The organism is Sinosporangium siamense, from assembly GCF_016863435.1.
Classification (GTDB): Bacteria; Actinomycetota; Actinomycetes; order Streptosporangiales; family Streptosporangiaceae; genus Sinosporangium; species Sinosporangium siamense.
On sequence record NZ_BOOW01000018.1, the window covers coordinates 110,560 to 128,032 of the forward strand.

Annotated in this window: 12 protein-coding genes; 8 read left to right on the forward strand and 4 right to left on the reverse strand. The window is 70.0% G+C overall.

Annotated elements, in window-relative coordinates; genetic code table 11:
• Positions 1 to 66: 66 nt before the first annotated feature.
• From Ssi02_RS13800 to Ssi02_RS13810, 3 genes are all read left to right on the forward strand, one after another.
• Positions 67 to 1,371 carry a serine/threonine-protein kinase gene (locus Ssi02_RS13800; RefSeq protein ID WP_204025524.1) on the forward strand — a complete coding sequence of 435 codons (1,305 nt, stop codon included), beginning with the start codon at positions 67 to 69 and terminating at the stop codon, positions 1,369 to 1,371.
• Positions 1,372 to 1,617: 246 nt separating this feature from the next.
• Positions 1,618 to 2,397 (forward strand): electron transfer flavoprotein subunit beta/FixA family protein, encoded by a 780-nt coding sequence (locus Ssi02_RS13805; RefSeq protein WP_204025527.1) that lies wholly within the window; start codon positions 1,618 to 1,620, stop codon positions 2,395 to 2,397.
• A 15-nt stretch (positions 2,398 to 2,412) separates the two neighbouring features.
• Positions 2,413 to 3,366 (forward strand): electron transfer flavoprotein subunit alpha/FixB family protein, encoded by a 954-nt coding sequence (locus Ssi02_RS13810; protein WP_204025530.1) that lies wholly within the window; start codon positions 2,413 to 2,415, stop codon positions 3,364 to 3,366.
• Positions 3,367 to 3,700: 334 nt separating this feature from the next.
• Here the strand turns inward: Ssi02_RS13810 and Ssi02_RS13815 are convergent, their stop codons facing one another.
• Together Ssi02_RS13815 and Ssi02_RS13820 are read right to left on the reverse strand one after the other, a co-directional pair.
• Complete coding sequence (locus Ssi02_RS13815) at positions 3,701 to 4,906, reverse strand: MFS transporter (RefSeq protein WP_204025532.1); 1,206 nt, start codon at positions 4,904 to 4,906, stop codon at positions 3,701 to 3,703.
• A gap of 393 nt (positions 4,907 to 5,299) precedes the next feature.
• Positions 5,300 to 5,797 (reverse strand): TetR/AcrR family transcriptional regulator, encoded by a 498-nt coding sequence (locus tag Ssi02_RS13820; RefSeq protein WP_239128895.1) that lies wholly within the window; start codon positions 5,795 to 5,797, stop codon positions 5,300 to 5,302.
• A gap of 106 nt (positions 5,798 to 5,903) precedes the next feature.
• Here Ssi02_RS13820 and Ssi02_RS13825 point away from each other — a divergent pair, with 106 nt between their 5' ends.
• Positions 5,904 to 7,094 carry a cysteine desulfurase family protein gene (locus tag Ssi02_RS13825; protein ID WP_204025536.1) on the forward strand — a complete coding sequence of 397 codons (1,191 nt, stop codon included), beginning with the start codon at positions 5,904 to 5,906 and terminating at the stop codon, positions 7,092 to 7,094.
• Positions 7,095 to 7,649: 555 nt separating this feature from the next.
• On the opposite strand, the gene Ssi02_RS13830 is transcribed toward Ssi02_RS13825, so the two are convergent.
• Entirely contained in the window at positions 7,650 to 8,690 is a 1,041-nt protein-coding gene (locus Ssi02_RS13830; RefSeq protein WP_204025538.1) for a DUF695 domain-containing protein, read from the reverse strand.
• Positions 8,691 to 8,748: 58 nt separating this feature from the next.
• Here Ssi02_RS13830 and mnmA point away from each other — a divergent pair, with 58 nt between their 5' ends.
• Positions 8,749 to 9,822: a tRNA 2-thiouridine(34) synthase MnmA gene (mnmA, locus tag Ssi02_RS13835; protein WP_204025540.1), complete on the forward strand. Its 1,074-nt coding sequence runs from the start codon at positions 8,749 to 8,751 to the stop codon at positions 9,820 to 9,822.
• Positions 9,823 to 10,028: 206 nt separating this feature from the next.
• On the opposite strand, the gene Ssi02_RS13840 is transcribed toward mnmA, so the two are convergent.
• Positions 10,029 to 10,670: an MBL fold metallo-hydrolase gene (locus Ssi02_RS13840; RefSeq protein WP_204025543.1), complete on the reverse strand. Its 642-nt coding sequence runs from the start codon at positions 10,668 to 10,670 to the stop codon at positions 10,029 to 10,031.
• Positions 10,671 to 10,743: 73 nt separating this feature from the next.
• On the opposite strand from Ssi02_RS13840, the gene Ssi02_RS13845 reads away from it, so the two are divergent.
• From Ssi02_RS13845 to Ssi02_RS13855, 3 genes are all read left to right on the forward strand, one after another.
• Positions 10,744 to 11,754 carry a methionine synthase gene (locus Ssi02_RS13845; RefSeq protein WP_204025545.1) on the forward strand — a complete coding sequence of 337 codons (1,011 nt, stop codon included), beginning with the start codon at positions 10,744 to 10,746 and terminating at the stop codon, positions 11,752 to 11,754.
• A 147-nt stretch (positions 11,755 to 11,901) separates the two neighbouring features.
• Positions 11,902 to 14,088 (forward strand): NAD-dependent DNA ligase LigA, encoded by a 2,187-nt coding sequence (ligA, locus tag Ssi02_RS13850; RefSeq protein ID WP_204025547.1) that lies wholly within the window; start codon positions 11,902 to 11,904, stop codon positions 14,086 to 14,088.
• Between the two features lie 791 nt (positions 14,089 to 14,879).
• Positions 14,880 to 16,994 (forward strand): putative bifunctional diguanylate cyclase/phosphodiesterase, encoded by a 2,115-nt coding sequence (locus Ssi02_RS13855; protein WP_204025549.1) that lies wholly within the window; start codon positions 14,880 to 14,882, stop codon positions 16,992 to 16,994.
• Positions 16,995 to 17,473: the final 479 nt, after the last annotated feature.

The following is a 17,473-nucleotide window of genomic DNA, read 5'->3' on the forward strand; positions in this document are numbered from 1 at the left end:
TGCCCGAGGCGGGTGCAGGCCGTCAGGGCCTGGGGCACGATGTGGTTGACGTCCGGAAGGAGAGGCATGGGAACCCCGGAAGGTGACCACCTCGGTCCTTACCGCCTGCTCTCGCGTCTGGGGGCGGGCGGGTTCGGCGAAGTGCATCTCGCACTCGACCCCGAAGGCCGCACCGTGGCGGTCAAGGTGCTCCACCCCCATGTCGCCGCCGACGCCAAGGCGCTGACCAGACTCGCCCGCGAGGTCGAGGCGATGCGCCGGGTGCGCGGCCGCCACGTCGCCGAGGTCCTCGACGCCTCGCTCGACGGGCGCAAGCCGTACCTCGTCACCGCGTACATCCAGGGCCGCTCCCTCGGCGTCGTGGTGGACACCGAGGGCCCGGTGTTCGGCGAGGATCTCGTACGGCTGGCGCGCGGCCTGGCCGAGGCCCTCGCGGTGATCCACGGCGCCGGGGTCATCCACCGCGATCTCAAGCCGTCCAACGTGATACTGGCCGACGGCGAGCCGGTGGTGATCGACTTCGGGGTGGCCTCGGTGCTCGACTCCGCCTCCGTCACCGCCACGGGCGCCGTCGTCGGCACACCCGGTTATCTCGCCCCCGAGGTGCTGGAGGGCCAGGAGACCCGGCTGGAGGCCGACATCTTCGCGTTCGGCGCCACGCTCGCCTACGCGGCGACCGGACGCCAGCCGTACGGCACGGGCACGGTGGCGGCGGTCGGCTATCGCGTCGTGCACCATGAGCCCGACCTCGACGGTGTGCCCGAGTGGCTCGCCGGGGTGCTGCGCGACTGCCTCAACCCCGAGCCGGCGAACCGTCCGGCGGCGGAGGAGCTGCTCCAGCGGCTGCCCGGCCCGATCGGGGCTCCGGGGCCGCGTCATGTGCCGCGGGTGTTCTCCCGGGCGAGGATCCCCGTTCCGCCCCCGCAGGGGCAGCCGGCGGGGGAGAGTGCGCCCGCCGCGGCGGCCGGGACCGACGTGCACAACCTGTCGACCCGCGAGTGGCGCCCCGGGCAGCAGCGTGACTCGCGCCCTTCGGCGGAGGTGGCTCAGGCCCGGCGCAGGGCGCGCGTCAGGCGCATCACCACCATCGGCGCGGGTGTGGTGGCGGCCCTCGGCGCGGCGGCGATGAGCACGGGCCTGCCCGAGGTGTCGATGCTCCTGCTCGGCCTCTACGGCACGGGGGTCGTCGTTGACGCGGGCATCGGGCTCTTCATGCGCAGGGACGTCGGCCGGGCGGTGCTCGGCCTGGGCAGCGGGCTCGGGGCGGTCGGGCTGACCTTTCTGCTGAGTGCGCTCTTCTCGCCGTTCACGCTGGGGCTGGCCTTCGCCACCGTGATCGTGGTGCTGGTGGTCCTGGCAGTGGCCGGATAGCGACATCCGGATAGCAGCGTCCGGAACATAGTTCGGTAGGGTTGTGGAGATGGTGCCCGCTGTCGTGTAGGTTTGCAACAAAGCTACTCGCGGGTAACATTGTGGAAAGGGACCGGGGCAGTCACGAGAGCCCAGGCCACCCGCTGCCACCACGCTTTCGAGCACCTGGCAGTCTAGGCATCACGTACGTATCCGGCGCCGACCCACCGGCGGCGCACGCGAAGCACGGGAGGTCGTCCACCGGCCATGAACATCGTCGTCTGCGTGAAGCAGGTCCCCGACACGGCGACCGAGCGCAAACTTAGGTCCGATGACAAGACGCTCGACCGTGACGCCGCGGACGGCGTCATCAACGAGCTGTGTGAATATGCCGTGGAGGAGGCGCTGCGGGTCAAGGAGGCCCACGGCGGTGAGGTGACCGTCCTCACCATGGGGCCGAGCAAGGCCACCGAGACCATACGCAAGGCCCTGGCGATGGGCGCGGACAAGGCCGTGCACCTCGTGGACGACGCGCTGCACGGCTCGGACGCCCTCGCCACGTCGTATGCGATGGCGCAGGCGCTGAAGAAGATCGGGTTCGACCTCGTCATCCTCGGCTCGGAGTCCACCGACGCCCGCACCGGCCTGCTCGCCGCCATGCTCGCCGAGCGCCTCGGCGCGCCGCAGCTCACCCTGGCCAACAAGGTCGAGCTGAGCGGCCAGAGCATCACGATCCAGCGCCTCACCGACTACGGCTACGACAAGGTGGAGTCCACCCTCCCCGCCGTCGTCTCGGTCGTCGAGAAGATCAACGAGCCGCGCTACCCCTCCTTCAAGGGCATCATGGCCGCGAAGAAGAAGCAGGTGCAGACCCTCGGCATCGCCGACGCCGAGATCGATGCGGCCCAGGTCGGCCTGGCCGGCGCCTGGTCCGAGGTCGTCGACTTCGCCGCGGCCCCGCCGCGCGCCGCCGGCACCATCGTCAAGGACGAGGGCGACGGAGGCTCGCGGGCCGCCGAATACCTCGCGTCCAAGAAGTTCATCTGAGGGAGACCAAGGCACATGGCTGAGATTCTCGTACTCGTCGAGCAGGTCGACGGGGAGGTCAAGAAGGTCACCCTCGAACTGCTGACCCTCGCCCGTTCCCTCGGCTCCCCCTCCGCGGTGTGGGCCGGCCCCGGCTACTCCGCCGACGCCAAGGCCCGCCTCGCCGAATACGGCGCCGACAAGGTCTACGTCGCCGACTCGGCCGAGATCGCCGACTACGTCGTCGCGCCCAAGGCCGAGCTGCTCGCCCAGCTCGTCGGCTCCGCCGCCCCCGGCGCGGTGCTCGTGGCCGCCACCGCCGAGGGCAAGGAGATCGCCGGCCGGCTCGCCGTCAAGACCGGCTCCGGCGTGATCACCGACGCCGTCGGCCTCGGTGAGGGCTTCGTCGCCGACCAGTCCATCTTCGGCGGCGGCGTCAACGTCCACAGCCGCGTCACCCGGGGCACGCCCATCGTGGCCGTACGGCCCAACTCCACCGCCCCCGTCGCCACCGCGGGCGCCGGAGCCGAGGAGCAGGTCACGGTCGCGCTGTCCGACTCCGCCCGTGCCGCCAAGATCGTCGAGCGCGTCAAGCAGGAGAAGGGCGCCAGGCCGGAGCTCGCCGAGGCCGCCATCGTCGTGTCCGGCGGGCGCGGCGTCGGCTCCGCAGAGAACTTCGCCCTCATCGAGAAGCTGGCCGACACCCTCGGCGCCGCCGTCGGCGCGTCCCGCGCCGCCACCGACGCCGGGTGGTATCCGCACCAGTTCCAGGTGGGGCAGACCGGTAAGACGGTGTCGCCGCAGCTTTACATCGCGGCGGGCATCTCCGGTGCGATCCAGCACCGCGCCGGCATGCAGACGGCCAAGACGATCGTGGCCATCAACAAGGACTCAGAGGCCCCGATCTTCGAGCTCGCGGACTACGGCATCGTGGGGGACCTCTTCAAGGTCGTTCCGCAGCTGACCGAGGAGATCGAGAAGCGCAAGTAACACCTGCTGCACGGAAGCGGCCGCCTCCCGGTCTGGGGGCGGCCGCTTCGCCTTTACGGCCGTGCCTGGCCGTGCCTGGCGGTCCGGCTTCTCGTGGTCTGTGCCGTACGGCGTGAGCCCGGCTAGCGGCTTCTCGCGGGGCGGCCGGCTGCCTTGGCTGTGCCGTACGGCATGAGCCTGGTCGGCGCCGGGTCGGAGGAGGGCGTGTCCAGGTCTGGTCGACGACGGGGGAGGCCGGACTGCTCGCCGGGTCACTTATCCACCAGGCCGCCGCCTCATAGATGCGGCGGGCACTGGTCGGGTTGGCCCGGGTCCACAGCGTGATGCGCTCGTTCTAGGCTGCGACCTTGATCCGCTCGCGGGGGGTGCCGGTGACCTCGGAGTGGGCGGCGAGGCGGGGTTCGGCGCGAGGGAGGAAGCGGGCGGCCACGGCGATGAGCACGCCCAGTACCACGGCCACGCCAAGCGCCACACGTAGCGACGAGGCGTCCGAGACGAAGCCGATGACGACCGGGCCGAGCAGCAGTCCCGCGTAGCCCATGGCCCCCGTCTGCGCGATGGCCGGGCCCGGCGTGGCGGTGGCCGTGCCCGCCAGCGAGAGCGAGAGGGGCGACACGGCGGCCACGGCGATGCCGACGAAGAACATCGCGCCGATCGCCACGAGCGCGTTGGCCGCGATGACCACTACGGCGAAGGTCGCCGCGGTGGCCGCGCCGGAGGCCGCGATCAGACCGCGGGCGCCGAACCGGGACCGCACGCGGTCGGCGGTCAGACGGCCGAGCAACATGCCCGCCTCGAAGACGGGGTAGCCGAGGGCCGCGATCGCCTCGGGCGCGCCGAGGGTGTTCCGCAGGAACAGTCCGTTCCAGTCGGCCACGGTGCCCTCGACCATGAACGCGAAGAAGGCGATAGCGCCCAGCAGGTAGACGACCGGGGGCAGGCGCCGCCCGCTCGTGCGCTCGCCGTCCGCCTCGACCTGGCGGAGGTCGGGCAGGTAGGTGCGGCCGAGGAATACCAGGATCGGCAGGGAGACCGCGGCGACGAGCGTCACGTGGGCGGTGAAGGGCAGGCCGGCGGCGATGGCCGCGGTGCCCGCGAGACCGGCGGCGATGGCGCCGACGCACCATCCGGCGTGCATGCCGTTCATCACCGGGCGGCCGTAGGCGCGCTCGACCGTCGAGCCTTGAGCGTTCATCGCGATGTCGACCACGCCGAAGGCCATGCCGAACAGCGCGGCGGCGGCCAGCAACAGGGGATAGGTCGGGGCGAGGGCCAGCAGGACCAGCGCCGCCGCGCAGAGGGGGCCGCCGAAGCGCAGGACGCTTCTGCTGCCCACTCGTGCCATGATTCCGCGCATCGCCTGCATGGTCACCAATGCGCCGAGACCCCACGCGAGCAGCGCGAGCCCGACCGACGACTCGGACAGTCCGAGTTTGTCGGCGATCGCGGGGATGCGGACGGTGAAGGTTCCGCACATCAGACCGGCCAGGACAAATGTGAGGAGCGTTCCCCTGCGGGCCGTCCTCAGGTCGCGAGTCATGTTCCATTCCTTTTGTGAGCTAATGAGTGTTTTTAGTCGCTAGGCAGCCTCATACGTGTGAGGCCGTCGGGGATTCTGCAGAAAATCGGGGATCAACAGGTTTTCGAGGTTGAGGACGTGGGAAGACATAATGCGGTCGCTCTTTCCGCCTGGGCTGAAAGAGCGACCACCAGTTTTTTGGCCCCGCTATGTGTGCCTAGGCGGTGTTTGCGCAGGTCATCTGGGTTCGCGGGGGTGTGTCCGGCGACACCGTGCGCCTTGGGAGTGACGGGCTGTGTGGGGCCCGTGGGGTGGCGCGGAGTGATGTGCACCCGGCAAATTGTGGGCATGCCGTGGAGAATGCAGCCTTTTGGGGGCTATTTCCGTGGATCGCGTTCCCTGAGCTGGGCGGCGCTATCCCTCCTGTGCCGAGAGCATCGCCAGCAGGCGTTTTTCCAGCCTGTCCTGGCGCTCGCCGTTGTAAAGCTCCGGGTCGTGGCTCGCCACATCCCACACGCCCTCGCAGGCGAGGCGGACGATCTCGGCGGCCACCGGGTCGGGCTCGTCCTCGATGCCCTCGCGATGCCAGCGGGCCATCGCCTCGCGCAGGGGGGCGAGCAGCGAGGGGTCGCCCGCGGCCCCCGTGACGACCGCCCAGCGGCGCAGGCGGCCCGTGCGCACGGCGGCGAAGGTCGCGCCCACGTAATTCGCGGAATATGTGCTGTGCCCCTGGGTGGCCACGAGCTCGTCGAAATCGGCGACAAGCCGCTCGATCATGCCTTTGATCAGGGACTCTTTGCTGCTGAAGTGATAGAGGAGGCCGCCCTTGCTGCAGCCGGCGCGCTGCGCCACGGCCGCGAGCGTCAGCGCCTGAGCACCCTGCTCGGCGAGCAGGCTCTCGGCCGCGTTCAAGAGCTCATCCTTCCTCATGAGATCTACTGTACCGTCCGGACGGTAAAGGATGCAAACCTGGGGGTGGTCGTACCCGCCCGCGCCGATACCCTTGAAGGGTCAAGTAATGCAGGGCGGGAAGGGGAATGCGGCCGTGATTCCGGCCTATCTTGACCATGCGGCGACTACGCCGATGCTCCCCGAGGCGATCGAGGCCATGACCGCGCAACTCGGGCAGGTGGGCAACGCCTCGGCGCTGCACGCGGCCGGGCGCAACGTGCGCCGTGTGGTCGAGGAGTCACGCGAGAGCATCGCCGAAGTCCTGGGCGCCAGGCCCTCCGAGGTCGTCTTCACCTCCGGCGGCACCGAGGCCAACAACCTCGCCATCAAGGGCCTTTACTGGGCCAGGCGTGCCGAGGGTGCGACCCGGGTGCTGATCAGCTCCGTCGAACACCACGCCGCTCTCGACCCCGCGGCCTGGCTCGGCGACCGCCAAGGCGCCGAGGTGGAGCTGCTCGACGTCGACGAACACGGCCTGGTCCACCCCGAGACCCTCCGCGCCGCCATCGGCGCCGACCCCGGCCGCGTCGCGCTGATCAGCGTCATGTGGGCCAACAACGAGGTCGGCACGGTCCAGCCGATCGAAGTCCTCGCCGCGATCGCCCACGACCACGGCATCCCCTTCCACACCGACGCCGTCCAGGCGGTCGGCCAGCTGCCCGTGTCCTTCGCCGACTCCGGCGTCGACGCCATGACCGTGTCGGGGCACAAGGTGGGCGGGCCGACCGGAGTGGGAGCGCTGCTCCTCACCCGGGGCAGCGCCCCCGTGCCCGTCCTCCACGGCGGCGGCCAAGAGCGCGACGTGCGTTCCGGCACCCTCGACGCCCCCGCGATAGCCGGCCTCGCCGCCGCCCTCCGCGTGGCGATCGGGCAGCGCGATCAACAGGCCAAAACCCTGCGCGGGCTCCGCGACGACCTCATCGAGCGCGTCCGCGAAGCCGTCCCCGACGCCGTTCTCAACGGCGACCCCGTCAACCGGCTGCCCGGCAACGCTCACTTCTCCTTCCCCGGCTGCGAAGGCGACGCGCTGCTCATGCTGCTCGACGCCAAAGGCGTCGAGTGCTCCACCGGCTCGGCCTGCTCCGCCGGCGTCGCCCAGCCCTCCCACGTCCTTCTCGCCATGGGCGCCGACGCGGCCCTGGCCAGGGGCTCCCTCCGCTTCACGCTCGGCCACACCTCGACCCAGTCCGACGTGGACCGCCTCATCGAGGTCATCGGACCGGCGGTCGAACGTGCCCGGCGGGCGGGGTTGAGCTGAGCCTTTCCGGCACCCGTCCGCGCTGAGGCCCGCCAACGCCCTGGCGTCCGGGTCCGGGCCAGGGGCGTACGGTGACCGCCGTGCCCGGCTGCCGTCGCGTGGGCTTGGCTGAGCCGGCGTCGGCCGGCGGCTCCACCTGCCGGGCGAGTGGCCACTGCGGGGCTTCCGCCGTACTCCTGCCCGGTGGGGGAGGTTTGCGCGATGGGCCTCGTGTCCGTGCCCGCTTGCCTGCTGTGCGGGCTTGGGGTGCCGGTTGGCTGCCTGAGCCATCACCGGGCCCCGCCGCCTGCCGTGTGGGCTTTGAGCTGAGCCGGGGCCGTTCCCCTCGGGATCCGGCTGCATTGTGAGTGCCGACTGCTGGAGCTCACCTGCCGGGCGGGCGTTGCGGGGGCTTCCGCCGTACTCCTGTCCGGCCGGGCACCACGGGCCTCGTGTCCGGCTGCGCCTCGTTGGGGGTGGCCAGGCGGGCTTTCGCCGTGCAACTGCCCGGTCTGGTCCGGGGTGGGCTTCTCCGTACATCGGCCCGGCGGGTGTGGGGGCCGCCGGGCCTTGGGGTCAGCTGAGGAACGGGGCGATCGCGATCCAGCCGGGATCGTCGTTGACCTCGATCGCGGCACGGCCCTCTTTCCACGTCGCCGCCGTCTTCTTCAGGGTGTTCTGGACGCTCGCGGCGGGGTCGGCGTAGATGTGGATCAACCGTCGGCCGGCCATGCTCATGTGCGCGACGATCAGCGCGTCGCCGCCCAACTGCGCGACCTGGGCGGTGAGCCGCTCCTCGAAGTCGTTCAGCGCCGAAAGGGACGTCTCGGCGGGCAGGCCCTCGGCGGTGGCGTGCCGGTAGGGCAGTGTGATCGAGATGTGCTGGTCGAACAGGGGGTGGTCGACCTGGCGCAGCGGCATGCGAGCCAAGGCCACGATCTTGACCCCGCCGTCGGCCTGGCCCTCCAGCAGGGTCCATTGCTCGTCCTCATATCCCGAGGCGAGATCGTTGACCACGGCCGGGAGGAACGCGGCGGCGACGGCGTCGATGGGCGGGAACGTCGCCGGGGTGATCTCCCCGATCCACCTCGCCACCTCGTCCTCGCCGAGCAGCGAGTCGAGGGCCAGCAGGGTCGCCTCCATCCTCGCCTCCTCGTCCAGGTCGTCGAACACCGGATGGTAGGCCGCGACGTCCAGCCGCGGCCTGCCCGGAGGCACGCGGAGGCCCAGCGTCATCTGATCAAGCGGCACCTCAACCCCGCCGGCGTCGAGCGTCAGCTCGGAGGCGCCGAGGACGGGCTGGCGCGAGGGATAGAACTCCCAGTCGGCGTCCTCGGGGGCGGCGCGGGCCCATCGGTGCGCCGTGGACCGGAGCTCGGGGTCACCGGCCGCCGTCACCGTGAGGGCGTGTCTGGCGAGCAGGCCCGAGGTGACCTCCCAGGCCAGGCCCGGATGAATCGCGTTCACGGCGGCGGTGAGCAGCTCACCCATTTTGTCGTTGTCGTCATCGGCGGCCAGAGCGGAAAGCTCCGGACGGGCCTTCTCCCACCAGGTCCAGAACCTCTTGATCTCCTGGTCGGCCTCCGCCGAGGCGCTCTTTCGAGCGAATGGTCGCATGGCCGAGGATTCTCCCAGCCCAATTGGGGTGACGCTACCGGGTACCCTCGTTGGTGTTATGGGTCTTCGTGTGCTTGCCGCCATGTCGGGCGGCGTGGATTCCGCTGTGGCCGCCGCTCGCATCGCCGAGGCGGGGCACGATGTCACGGGCGTGCACTTGGCGCTGTCGGCCAACCCCCAGTCCTATCGCACGGGCGCGCGGGGCTGCTGCACGATCGAGGACTCGCGCGACGCGCGCCGCGCGGCCGACGTGATCGGCATTCCCTTCTACATCTGGGACATGGCCGAGCGTTTCCACCGTGATGTGGTGGAGGACTTCGTCAGTGAATACGCGGCGGGGCGCACGCCCAACCCCTGCCTGCGCTGCAACGAGAAGATCAAGTTCGAGGCGGTGCTCGACCGGGCCGTGGCGCTCGGGTTCGACGCGGTGGCCACCGGCCACCACGCCCGGCTTGTCGACGGGGTGCTGAGCCGCAGCGCCGACCCCGACAAGGATCAGTCCTATGTGCTGGGCGTGCTCACCCGTGAGCAGCTGGCCCGCGCGATCTTCCCCCTGGGCGACTCCACCAAGGCCGAGGTGCGCCGTGAGGCCGCCGAGCGCGGCCTCACCGTGGCCGACAAGCCCGACAGCCACGACGTCTGCTTCATCGCCGACGGCGACACCCGGGGCTTCCTGGCCGACCGCCTCGGCTCCCCTGAGGGGCCCATCGTCGACGCCCTGACCGGCGCCGTGGTCGGCACCCACCGGGGGGCTTACGGCTTCACCGTCGGCCAGCGCAAGGGCCTGCACATCGACCGCCCCGCCGAGGACGGCCGCCCCCGCTATGTGCTGTCGGTCGAGCCGGTCTCCAACACGGTCACCGTGGGCCCGCGCGCCGCGCTGGAGGTCACCACGATCACCGCGACCCGCCCGGTGTGGAACGGCCCCCTGCCCGCCCCTCACGAGCCACTGGCCTGCCACGTGCAGCTCCGCGCGCACGGCGAGGTCTACGGCTGCCATGCCGAGCTCTCGGGCGGCGATCTCCACATCACCCTGGCCACCCCCGCCACCGGCGTCGCCGCGGGTCAGGCGGCGGTGCTTTATGTCGGTGAGACGGTTATCGGGTCGGCCACGATCTCGGGCGCTTCCTGATCCTGGGGCCTCTGGATCGGGCTCTCTCCTGATCTTGGGGTGTTGGCTGTCCTGTCCGACAGGACCGGGCCGACGGTCCTGTGGGAGGCGGCCGTCGAAGGCCGAGTGGCCCGGCGGGGCAGGCGTGGCCAGTCGGTTGATGTGTCTCGGCCGGCGGTCCCGACGTGGCTCACATGGGGGGGTACGGCAGAGCCTGTGCGGGCGGGCTACGGCAAGGTGACGGTCTCGCCGATGGTGAGGCGGCGCATCTCGGCCGACTGGCGGTCCGACTCCAGGGCCAGCCAGTTGTCCACCAGGGCCAGACCCACGTCGTTGAGCAGGCCGTCGTGGGTGGAGAAGGCACGGCTTGGCCGCACCTCTCGCAGGTAGGTCACCATCTCGGAAAGTTTCAGCCACGGTGCCGAGGTGGGCACCATCAGCGTGGGGACCGGGGTGTCGGGGACGGTGAGCGCGTCGCCGGGGTAGAAGACCTCGTCGTCGATCATGAAGCCGACGTTCTGGATGATCGGCACGTCGGGGTGGACCGGCGAGTGCCACTCGCCCACCACCCGCACGCCGAACCCGGCCGCGGTGAACGTGTCGCCGTGCCGCACGACCGCCGGGGTGACGGGGGAACCGGCGAGCTGGGCGGCGACCGCCTCGCAGGTGTAGACCTCAAGGCCGGGGTTGGCCTCGGCGGCGGCCGACAGCAGCGCGGTGTCCAGGTGGTCGAAGTGCTCGTGCGTGATGAGCACGGCGTCGGCCTTGTCGAGCGAGGTGTCCCCGGAGAAGCTGCCGGGGTCGACGACAAGGGTGCAGCCCTCCTTGGAGAGGCGCAGGCAGGCGTGGCCGAGTTTCGTGAGCTTCATCCGACCCAGCGTAGGGCGCGGGCTTGAGAACCCGCGGCGGCGGCGGCTTCGGGAGGGCCTAGGCTTTCCGGACGTGAGTGACTTCCCGTGGGGCGAGGCGAGCGCGACCGGGGTGGGTTCGCATCCCGGTGAGAATCAGGTCGAGGCCGTCAAGACGGTGTTCGGCGAGTTGCCGGCTTTGCCGTACCTTCCCGAGTTGCCGGGGCGCGGTGTCGGCGCGGACATGATCGGGAGAGGCGCGTCGTTCCTCGTCGAGCTGCCCGTCGAGGTGTGGCCGTCGGGGTGGCGGTTCGCGGACCGGCCGGGGCGCGATCTGAGGCGTGCCCGCGAGCATCTGACCCGCGATCTCGACACGCTTGAGGAGGTGGCCCAGGGTTACGAGGGGCCGCTCAAGGTGCAGGTGTGCGGGCCGTGGACCCTCGCGGGGGCCGTCGAGATGCGCCATGGCGACAAGGCGCTGAGCGATCCCGGCGCGGTGCGCGACATCACGGCCTCGCTGATCGAGGGCGTCGCCGCGCACGTGGCGCGCATACGGCGGAGCGTGCCCGGCGTCACCACGATCGTGCTCCAGGTCGACGAACCCGGGCTGCCCGGGGTGCTGGCGGGCACGGTGCCGACGGCTTCGGGGTTCGGGCGGCTGCCGGCGGTGGAGGGGCCGGTGGCGGCCGAGGTGCTCGGGGGGCTGCTCGGCCTGCCCGGGGTGTTCCCCGTGGTGCATTGTTGCGCGCCGCGGGTGCCGGTGCGCCTGCTGCGTACGGCGGGCGCTCGTGGCCTGTCCCTCGACCTGAAGCTGATCACCGGTCGCGACGACGATCCGATCGGCGAGGCGGTGGAGGCGGGGCTCGGGTTCATGTTCGGCGTGGTGCCTGGCGTGGACTCCCCGCTGCCCGACGTCGGGGTGGTGGCACGCCCGGTGGCCGAGCTGTGGCGGCGGCTCGGGTTCCCGGCCGCGACCCTGGCGGGCCAGGTGGTGCTGACGCCGTCCTGCGGACTGGCGGGGGCCTCCCCAGCTTATGCGAAGGCGGCTTTGGCGAAGTGCCGCGAGTCCGCCCGCGTGCTTCGTGAGGACCCTGGCGAGGAGTAGGCGGCCGGCCGCTTTCGGGGGTGTGAGGGTGGGGTCGGGCGGGTCGGTCGGGAAGGCGGGCCGGTCAAATGATGGCCAGGTCGGGGGCGGTTTTGTCGGTGGGCGGCGCTACCTTTTCCCTGAGGCATTGATGAGGGGAGCAGGGGCATGGAGGCTGGCGTTGTGAGTGTGCCGGGCGACGCGAGCGTGCGGCACGCGGAGCTCGCCGAGTTGGTCGATGAGGCCAACTGGCGCTACTACGTGCTCGACTCGCCCTCGGTGAGCGATGCCGAATACGACGGGTGGATGCGCGAGCTGCGGGAGCTGGAGGAGGCTCATCCGAGCCTGCGCACGCCCGACTCTCCGACGCAGAGGATCGGGGCGCCGATCTCCACCGAGTTCACGCCCGTGGCGCACCTTGTGCGCATGGAGAGCCTCGACAACGCGTTTGACGACGAGGGGCTCGTGGCGTGGCAGGCCAGGGTGGAGCGGCTCGCCGAGGGCGACCCGGGTCCCTATCTCTGCGAGCTCAAGATCGACGGGCTGGCGCTGGCACTCGTCTACGAGAAGGGCGTGCTGGTGCGTGCGGCGACGCGCGGCGACGGGCGCATGGGGGAGGACGTCACCCCCAATGTGCGCACGATCCGCGATGTGCCGCATCGGCTGAGCGGTGACGGCGTGCCCGATCTGGTCGAGGTGCGCGGCGAGGTGTTCCTGCCGGTCGAGGGGTTCGAGCGCGTCAACGCGCAGGTCGTCGAGGAGGGGCGTCCGCCCTTCGCCAATCCGCGCAACGCCGCGGCGGGCTCTCTGCGGCAGAAGGACCCGCGGGTGACCGCTCAGCGCCCGCTGGAGATGATCGTGCACGGCGTCGGCCGGTGGGAGGGCGTGGGCGAGCCCCGCACCCAGTCCGAGGTCTACGACACGCTCGCCGCCCTCGGGTTGCCGGTGAGCGACCGCTATCGGGTGGTGCCCGATCTTGAGGGCATCCGCGACTACATCACCTATTACGGCGAGCACCGCCACGATCCCCCCTATGAGATCGACGGGGTCGTCGTCAAGGCCGATCGCATGGAGGTGCAGCGTGAGCTGGGCTCCACCTCGCGTGCTCCCCGCTGGGCGATCGCCTACAAATATCCTCCGCAGGAGGTCAACACCAAGCTGCTCGACATCCGGGTCGGAGTCGGCCGCACCGGCCGGGTGACGCCGTTCGGGGTGATGGAGCCCGTGGTCGTGGCCGGGTCCACCGTTGAGCGGGCCACGCTGCACAACGCGCAGGAGGTCGCGCGCAAGGGGGTGCTGATCGGCGACACCGTCGTGCTCCGCAAGGCGGGCGACGTGATCCCCGAGATCCTCGCCCCCGTGACCGACCTGCGCGACGGCAGCGAGCGCGAGTTCACGATGCCGACCCACTGCCCCGAGTGCGGCACCGAGCTGCGGCGCATGAAGGAGGCCGACGTCGACATCCGATGCCCCAACGCGCGGTCGTGTCCCGCCCAGCTCCGCGAGCGCATCTTCTTCGCGGCGAGCAGGAAGGCACTCGACATCGAGGGGCTCGGCTATGTGGCGGCCACGGCGCTGACCCGGCCGCTCCCGCCCGAGGAGCCGCCGATCCGCACCGACGCCGACCTGTTCAGCCTCACGATCGATCAGCTGCTGCCGATCAGGAGCCTGGTCCTCGACAAGGACACCGGCCTGGCCAAGCAGGATCCGGCGACCGGGGAGGACAAAGTCGTCCGGTTCTTCGCCAACATGGAGGGGGAGCCGAAGAAGACGGTCGAGTTGCTCCTCGGCGAGCTGGAGAAGGCCAAGAGCGCTCCTCTCTGGCGGGTGCTCGTGGCGCTGTCCATCCGCCACGTCGGCCCGTCCGCCGCTCAGGCTCTCGCGGCCGAGTTCCACAGCGCCGAGCGTGTCTTCTCGGCCGCGGAGGAGGATCTCGCCGCAGTCGAGGGTGTGGGGCCGACGATCGCCGCTTCCATCCGGGAGTGGTATGCCGTCGATTGGCACCGCGAGATCGTCGAGCGATGGCGGGCCGCGGGTGTGCTCATGGAGGACGAGGCGCCGGCGGAGGAGGAGCTGCCGCCGCAACTTCTCGAAGGGCTGACTTTCGTGGTCACCGGCACTTTGGAGGGTTTCACCCGCGATGAGGCGGGCGCCGCGCTGCAAAGACTCGGCGGCAAGGTGGCGAGTTCGGTCTCTAAGAAGACGTCGTTTCTGGTGGCGGGAGAAAACGCCGGATCGAAATACGACAAAGCGGTCAAGTTGGGCATTCCAATTCTCAATAGAGAGGGATTCGAGGTGCTGCTGACCAGTGGCCCTAAAGACGCGGCCGCATTGGCGATCACAGAAGAGGAGTGAACCCTCGCCCTTCCCCGAAGAGGCGCCTTGCGGGTGACCGACTGGGGAGGCGTCCGTCCGAGAGGTGTCCCGATTCGATTCCGGTCTGACCTCCGCTGATCTTGCATGCCCGCTTGGGCGGTCCGCCGGGTGGAGGCGGGGCGCCGGGTGAAGGGCGGGGCCGGTGAGGCGTGCGGATGATCGGTGCCGCTTTGCCGAGGGGGCGGTCTGGCGGGTCGCCCTTGAAGTCGTTAACGAAACCGTCGTCGAGGCGTCGGCGGAGCCGTCGGTGAGTGTCCGCCGGCCGTCGAGATAGTCGGCCTCGGCCATCCATGTGGGGAGGTCTGGTCGTCGTGCCCGCAGAAGATCACTGTACCGAAAGGCAGGATGAAGTGCACTTTTTTAGTGGAGGGGGGCGAAGTGGCATAAATGTTCGCGCATCTCGGGGTTCGGTATATCACAATAAAAACTACGTCTTGCGTGTGCCCACCCACAGGAGCGGGTGGGACGGCATGATGGGTTTGGGGGATTTCGCAGATTGACGGGCCAAGGGGGGCCCTGGTCAGCAATCATTTCTCGTTTTATCCACGATCCTGCTGTCGGTCGTGTGGGTGGCCGCCTGGCCTGCCCGGCCATCTCCTCGCAGGACGCTCCACAGGATGAAACGCTCATTCAGGGAGCAAGTCGGACTAATGGGAGCGGGCTACGTGATCCTCGTATAGCCGGTAGTGACGCAACGTACTCAACTGGTTTCGCGAAGTGGTTCAAAGGTCGTAGTCTCCCATAGTGAACTCCTGGGGGTTTCGTTACTCATGACCGACCCAAATGACACACGTGACACAGGTCCCCGCATCGGCTCACCCCTGTGGACGTATCTAACAGTCGTCATCGCCTTCGGTTTCACCGCGCTTGTGGCAACTTTCGTAGGCTTCGGCACCGTCGACTTCGGCAGGCTCGCCGACCAGCCGCTGCTATGGGTGCTCGGTGTCCTCATCATCCTCGGAGAACTCCGCCCGGTCATGGTGTCCTCGTCCGCCGTGGTCGGAGGCACCTACCCGTCGACGATGTTCACCTTCGCCGCGCTGCTGCACTACGGGCCGAGCGTCGCCGTCGCCCTCCAGGCCGTCGCCGTGGCGGTCAACGGCATGGTCACGCGCAAGTCCTGGCACCGCGTCCTGTTCAACATCGCCCAGGCGACGCTCGCCTGCGCCATAGCAGCCGTCATGTTGAGCGCCTTCGGCATCCGGCCCACCCCCTCGGAGCCGTGGACTCCCGGCGGGGCCGACCTCCTCGCCATCGCCCTGGCCGGGGTCGCCTACTTCGCCATCCGCGCCACCCTCGTATGCGCCGCATGCGCGATCCACGAGCGCCGGCCGGTGCTCCGCGTGATCGCCGCCACCATTCCGCACCAGAGCCTGGTCTACGCCGGCCTCCTCGGCCTCGCCCCCTTGATCGTCGTGGTCATGGTGCAGTCGCCGTCCCTCGTGCCGCTGTTCGTGGCCCCCCTCGCGGCCGTCTACTTCACCGCGATGTTGTCGGTGCGCCGCGAAGACCAGGCCCTGCACGACGGGCTGACCGGCCTGCCCAACCGCAAGCGGCTGATGGAGCGCACCGAGGAGGCGCTGACCGAGGCCCGCGCCGACGAGCGGGTGGGCCTGTTCCTGCTCGACCTCGACCGATTCAAAGAGGTCAACGACACGCTGGGCCACCCCGTGGGCGACCGGCTCCTCCAGATCGTCTCCCACCGCCTCACCCACAGCGTGCGCCCCGGCGACATGGTGGCCCGGCTCGGCGGCGACGAGTTCGCGGTGCTTCTGCCGTCCATCAGGGACATCACCGCCGCCCGGGAGGTCGCCGCGCGCCTGCGGGTGGCGCTGACCCAGCCGGTCCGGCTCGAAGGCATGACCTTCGACGTGGACGCCTCGGTGGGCATCGCGCTCTATCCCGACCACGCGCCCGACTTCGAGCTGCTCCTCCAGCGCGCCGACGTCGCAATGTATCTCGCGAAGGAGAGCCGCAGCGGAGTCGAGGAATACCTCCCCGCCAAGGACCGCAACTCGCCCGACCGGCTCAACCTGCTCGGCGATCTCCGCCGCGCCGTCGACAACAACGAGCTCTGCCTGCACTACCAGCCCAAAATGGACCTCGTCGGCGGCCAGGTGCGCGGCATGGAGGCCCTGTTGCGGTGGAACCACCCCGTGCGCGGCCCGATCGCCCCCGCCGAGTTCATCCCCCTCGCCGAGCAGTCCTACCTGATGCGCCAGCTCACGGAGTTCGTGATCGACGCGGTGCTGGAGCAGACGGCCCGCTGGTGGCACACCGGTTTACGCACCCAGGTCTCGATCAACGTCACCGCACGCGACCTGCTCGACTCGGCCATGCCCGATCAACTCCAGGCCGGCCTCAAGGCTCACCGCCTGCCCGCCAAGGCCATTCAGCTTGAGGTCACCGAGCGCATCCTGATGACCGACCAGGCATACACCGCCGACACGATCAGGTCCATCGCCCGCACGGGCATCGCCCTGTCCCTCGACGACTTCGGCACCGGCTACTCGTCCCTCGTCCGCCTCCAGCGCCTCTCGGTCGCCGAAGTGAAGATCGACGCCTCTTTCATCCGGCGCATCCAGGTGTCTCCCGACGACGAGCGCATCGTCCGCTCGATAGTGGACCTCGTCCGCTCCCTCGGCCTGCGGTCGGTCGCCGAAGGCGTCGAATCCGATGAGACCGCACGATTCCTTGCCGCCATGGGGTGCGACATGGGGCAGGGCTGGTTGTTCGGCGAGGCCATGCCCGCCGCGGAGGCGACCGACTGGCTACGCCGGCACCTCGACGACGGCACCCTCATGCCCCAGGGACCACCGACGTTGACCCCGACACCGTCCCCGCTGCCCCGCCCCACCCCTCACTTGGACACACGCACGGCTTAGCCGCAATCGCAGGCCGGGTGGTGGGGGCGGATGCTTTGTACGGCGGAGCCGGGTCGGCGTTGGAGGACAAGGCATACGTACGGCTTAGCTCTACTCGCCGGTGGCCCTCAGGCCGGGCGGTGAGTGCGGATGGTTGTACGGCGGAGCCGGGTCGGCGTTGGAGCAAGGCACACGTACTTGTCGGGGGCTCGCGGGACAGAGGTGGTCGAAGGATCTACGGCGTGGCCGTGGTTTCCGGGGGAGTGGACGGCCGGGGCAGGGGGTCGGTCAGCGTGCATGTCGTATTTTTCGGGATTTTCGGTGGCCTGCACGCTGGGGGCGGCGAAAGGATCGATCGGCTGGCATGTGCGGCTTCGCCGTACTCCCCGGGGTTGTCGGTGGCTCGCACGCTGAGCTATGGCCAAAGGATCGGTCAACGTGGCCGAACGTGCTAATCAGTTCGGCCACGTTGGGTCACCAGCCCTAGGATGACAGTGTCC

Excerpts from the sequence above, each read along its gene's own strand:
- Ssi02_RS13800 (WP_204025524.1), top strand. The coding sequence starts at position 67 with ATGGGAACCCCGGAAGGTGACCACCTCGGTCCTTACCGCCTGCTCTCG.
- Ssi02_RS13805 (WP_204025527.1), top strand. The coding sequence starts at position 1,618 with ATGAACATCGTCGTCTGCGTGAAGCAGGTCCCCGACACGGCGACCGAG.
- Ssi02_RS13810 (WP_204025530.1), top strand. The coding sequence starts at position 2,413 with ATGGCTGAGATTCTCGTACTCGTCGAGCAGGTCGACGGGGAGGTCAAG.
- Ssi02_RS13815 (WP_204025532.1), bottom strand. The coding sequence starts at position 4,906 with ATGACTCGCGACCTGAGGACGGCCCGCAGGGGAACGCTCCTCACATTT.
- Ssi02_RS13825 (WP_204025536.1), top strand. The coding sequence starts at position 5,904 with ATGCAGGGCGGGAAGGGGAATGCGGCCGTGATTCCGGCCTATCTTGAC.
- Ssi02_RS13830 (WP_204025538.1), bottom strand. The coding sequence starts at position 8,690 with ATGCGACCATTCGCTCGAAAGAGCGCCTCGGCGGAGGCCGACCAGGAG.
- mnmA (WP_204025540.1), top strand. The coding sequence starts at position 8,749 with ATGGGTCTTCGTGTGCTTGCCGCCATGTCGGGCGGCGTGGATTCCGCT.
- Ssi02_RS13840 (WP_204025543.1), bottom strand. The coding sequence starts at position 10,670 with ATGAAGCTCACGAAACTCGGCCACGCCTGCCTGCGCCTCTCCAAGGAG.
- ligA (WP_204025547.1), top strand. The coding sequence starts at position 11,902 with ATGGAGGCTGGCGTTGTGAGTGTGCCGGGCGACGCGAGCGTGCGGCAC.
- Ssi02_RS13855 (WP_204025549.1), top strand. The coding sequence starts at position 14,880 with ATGACCGACCCAAATGACACACGTGACACAGGTCCCCGCATCGGCTCA.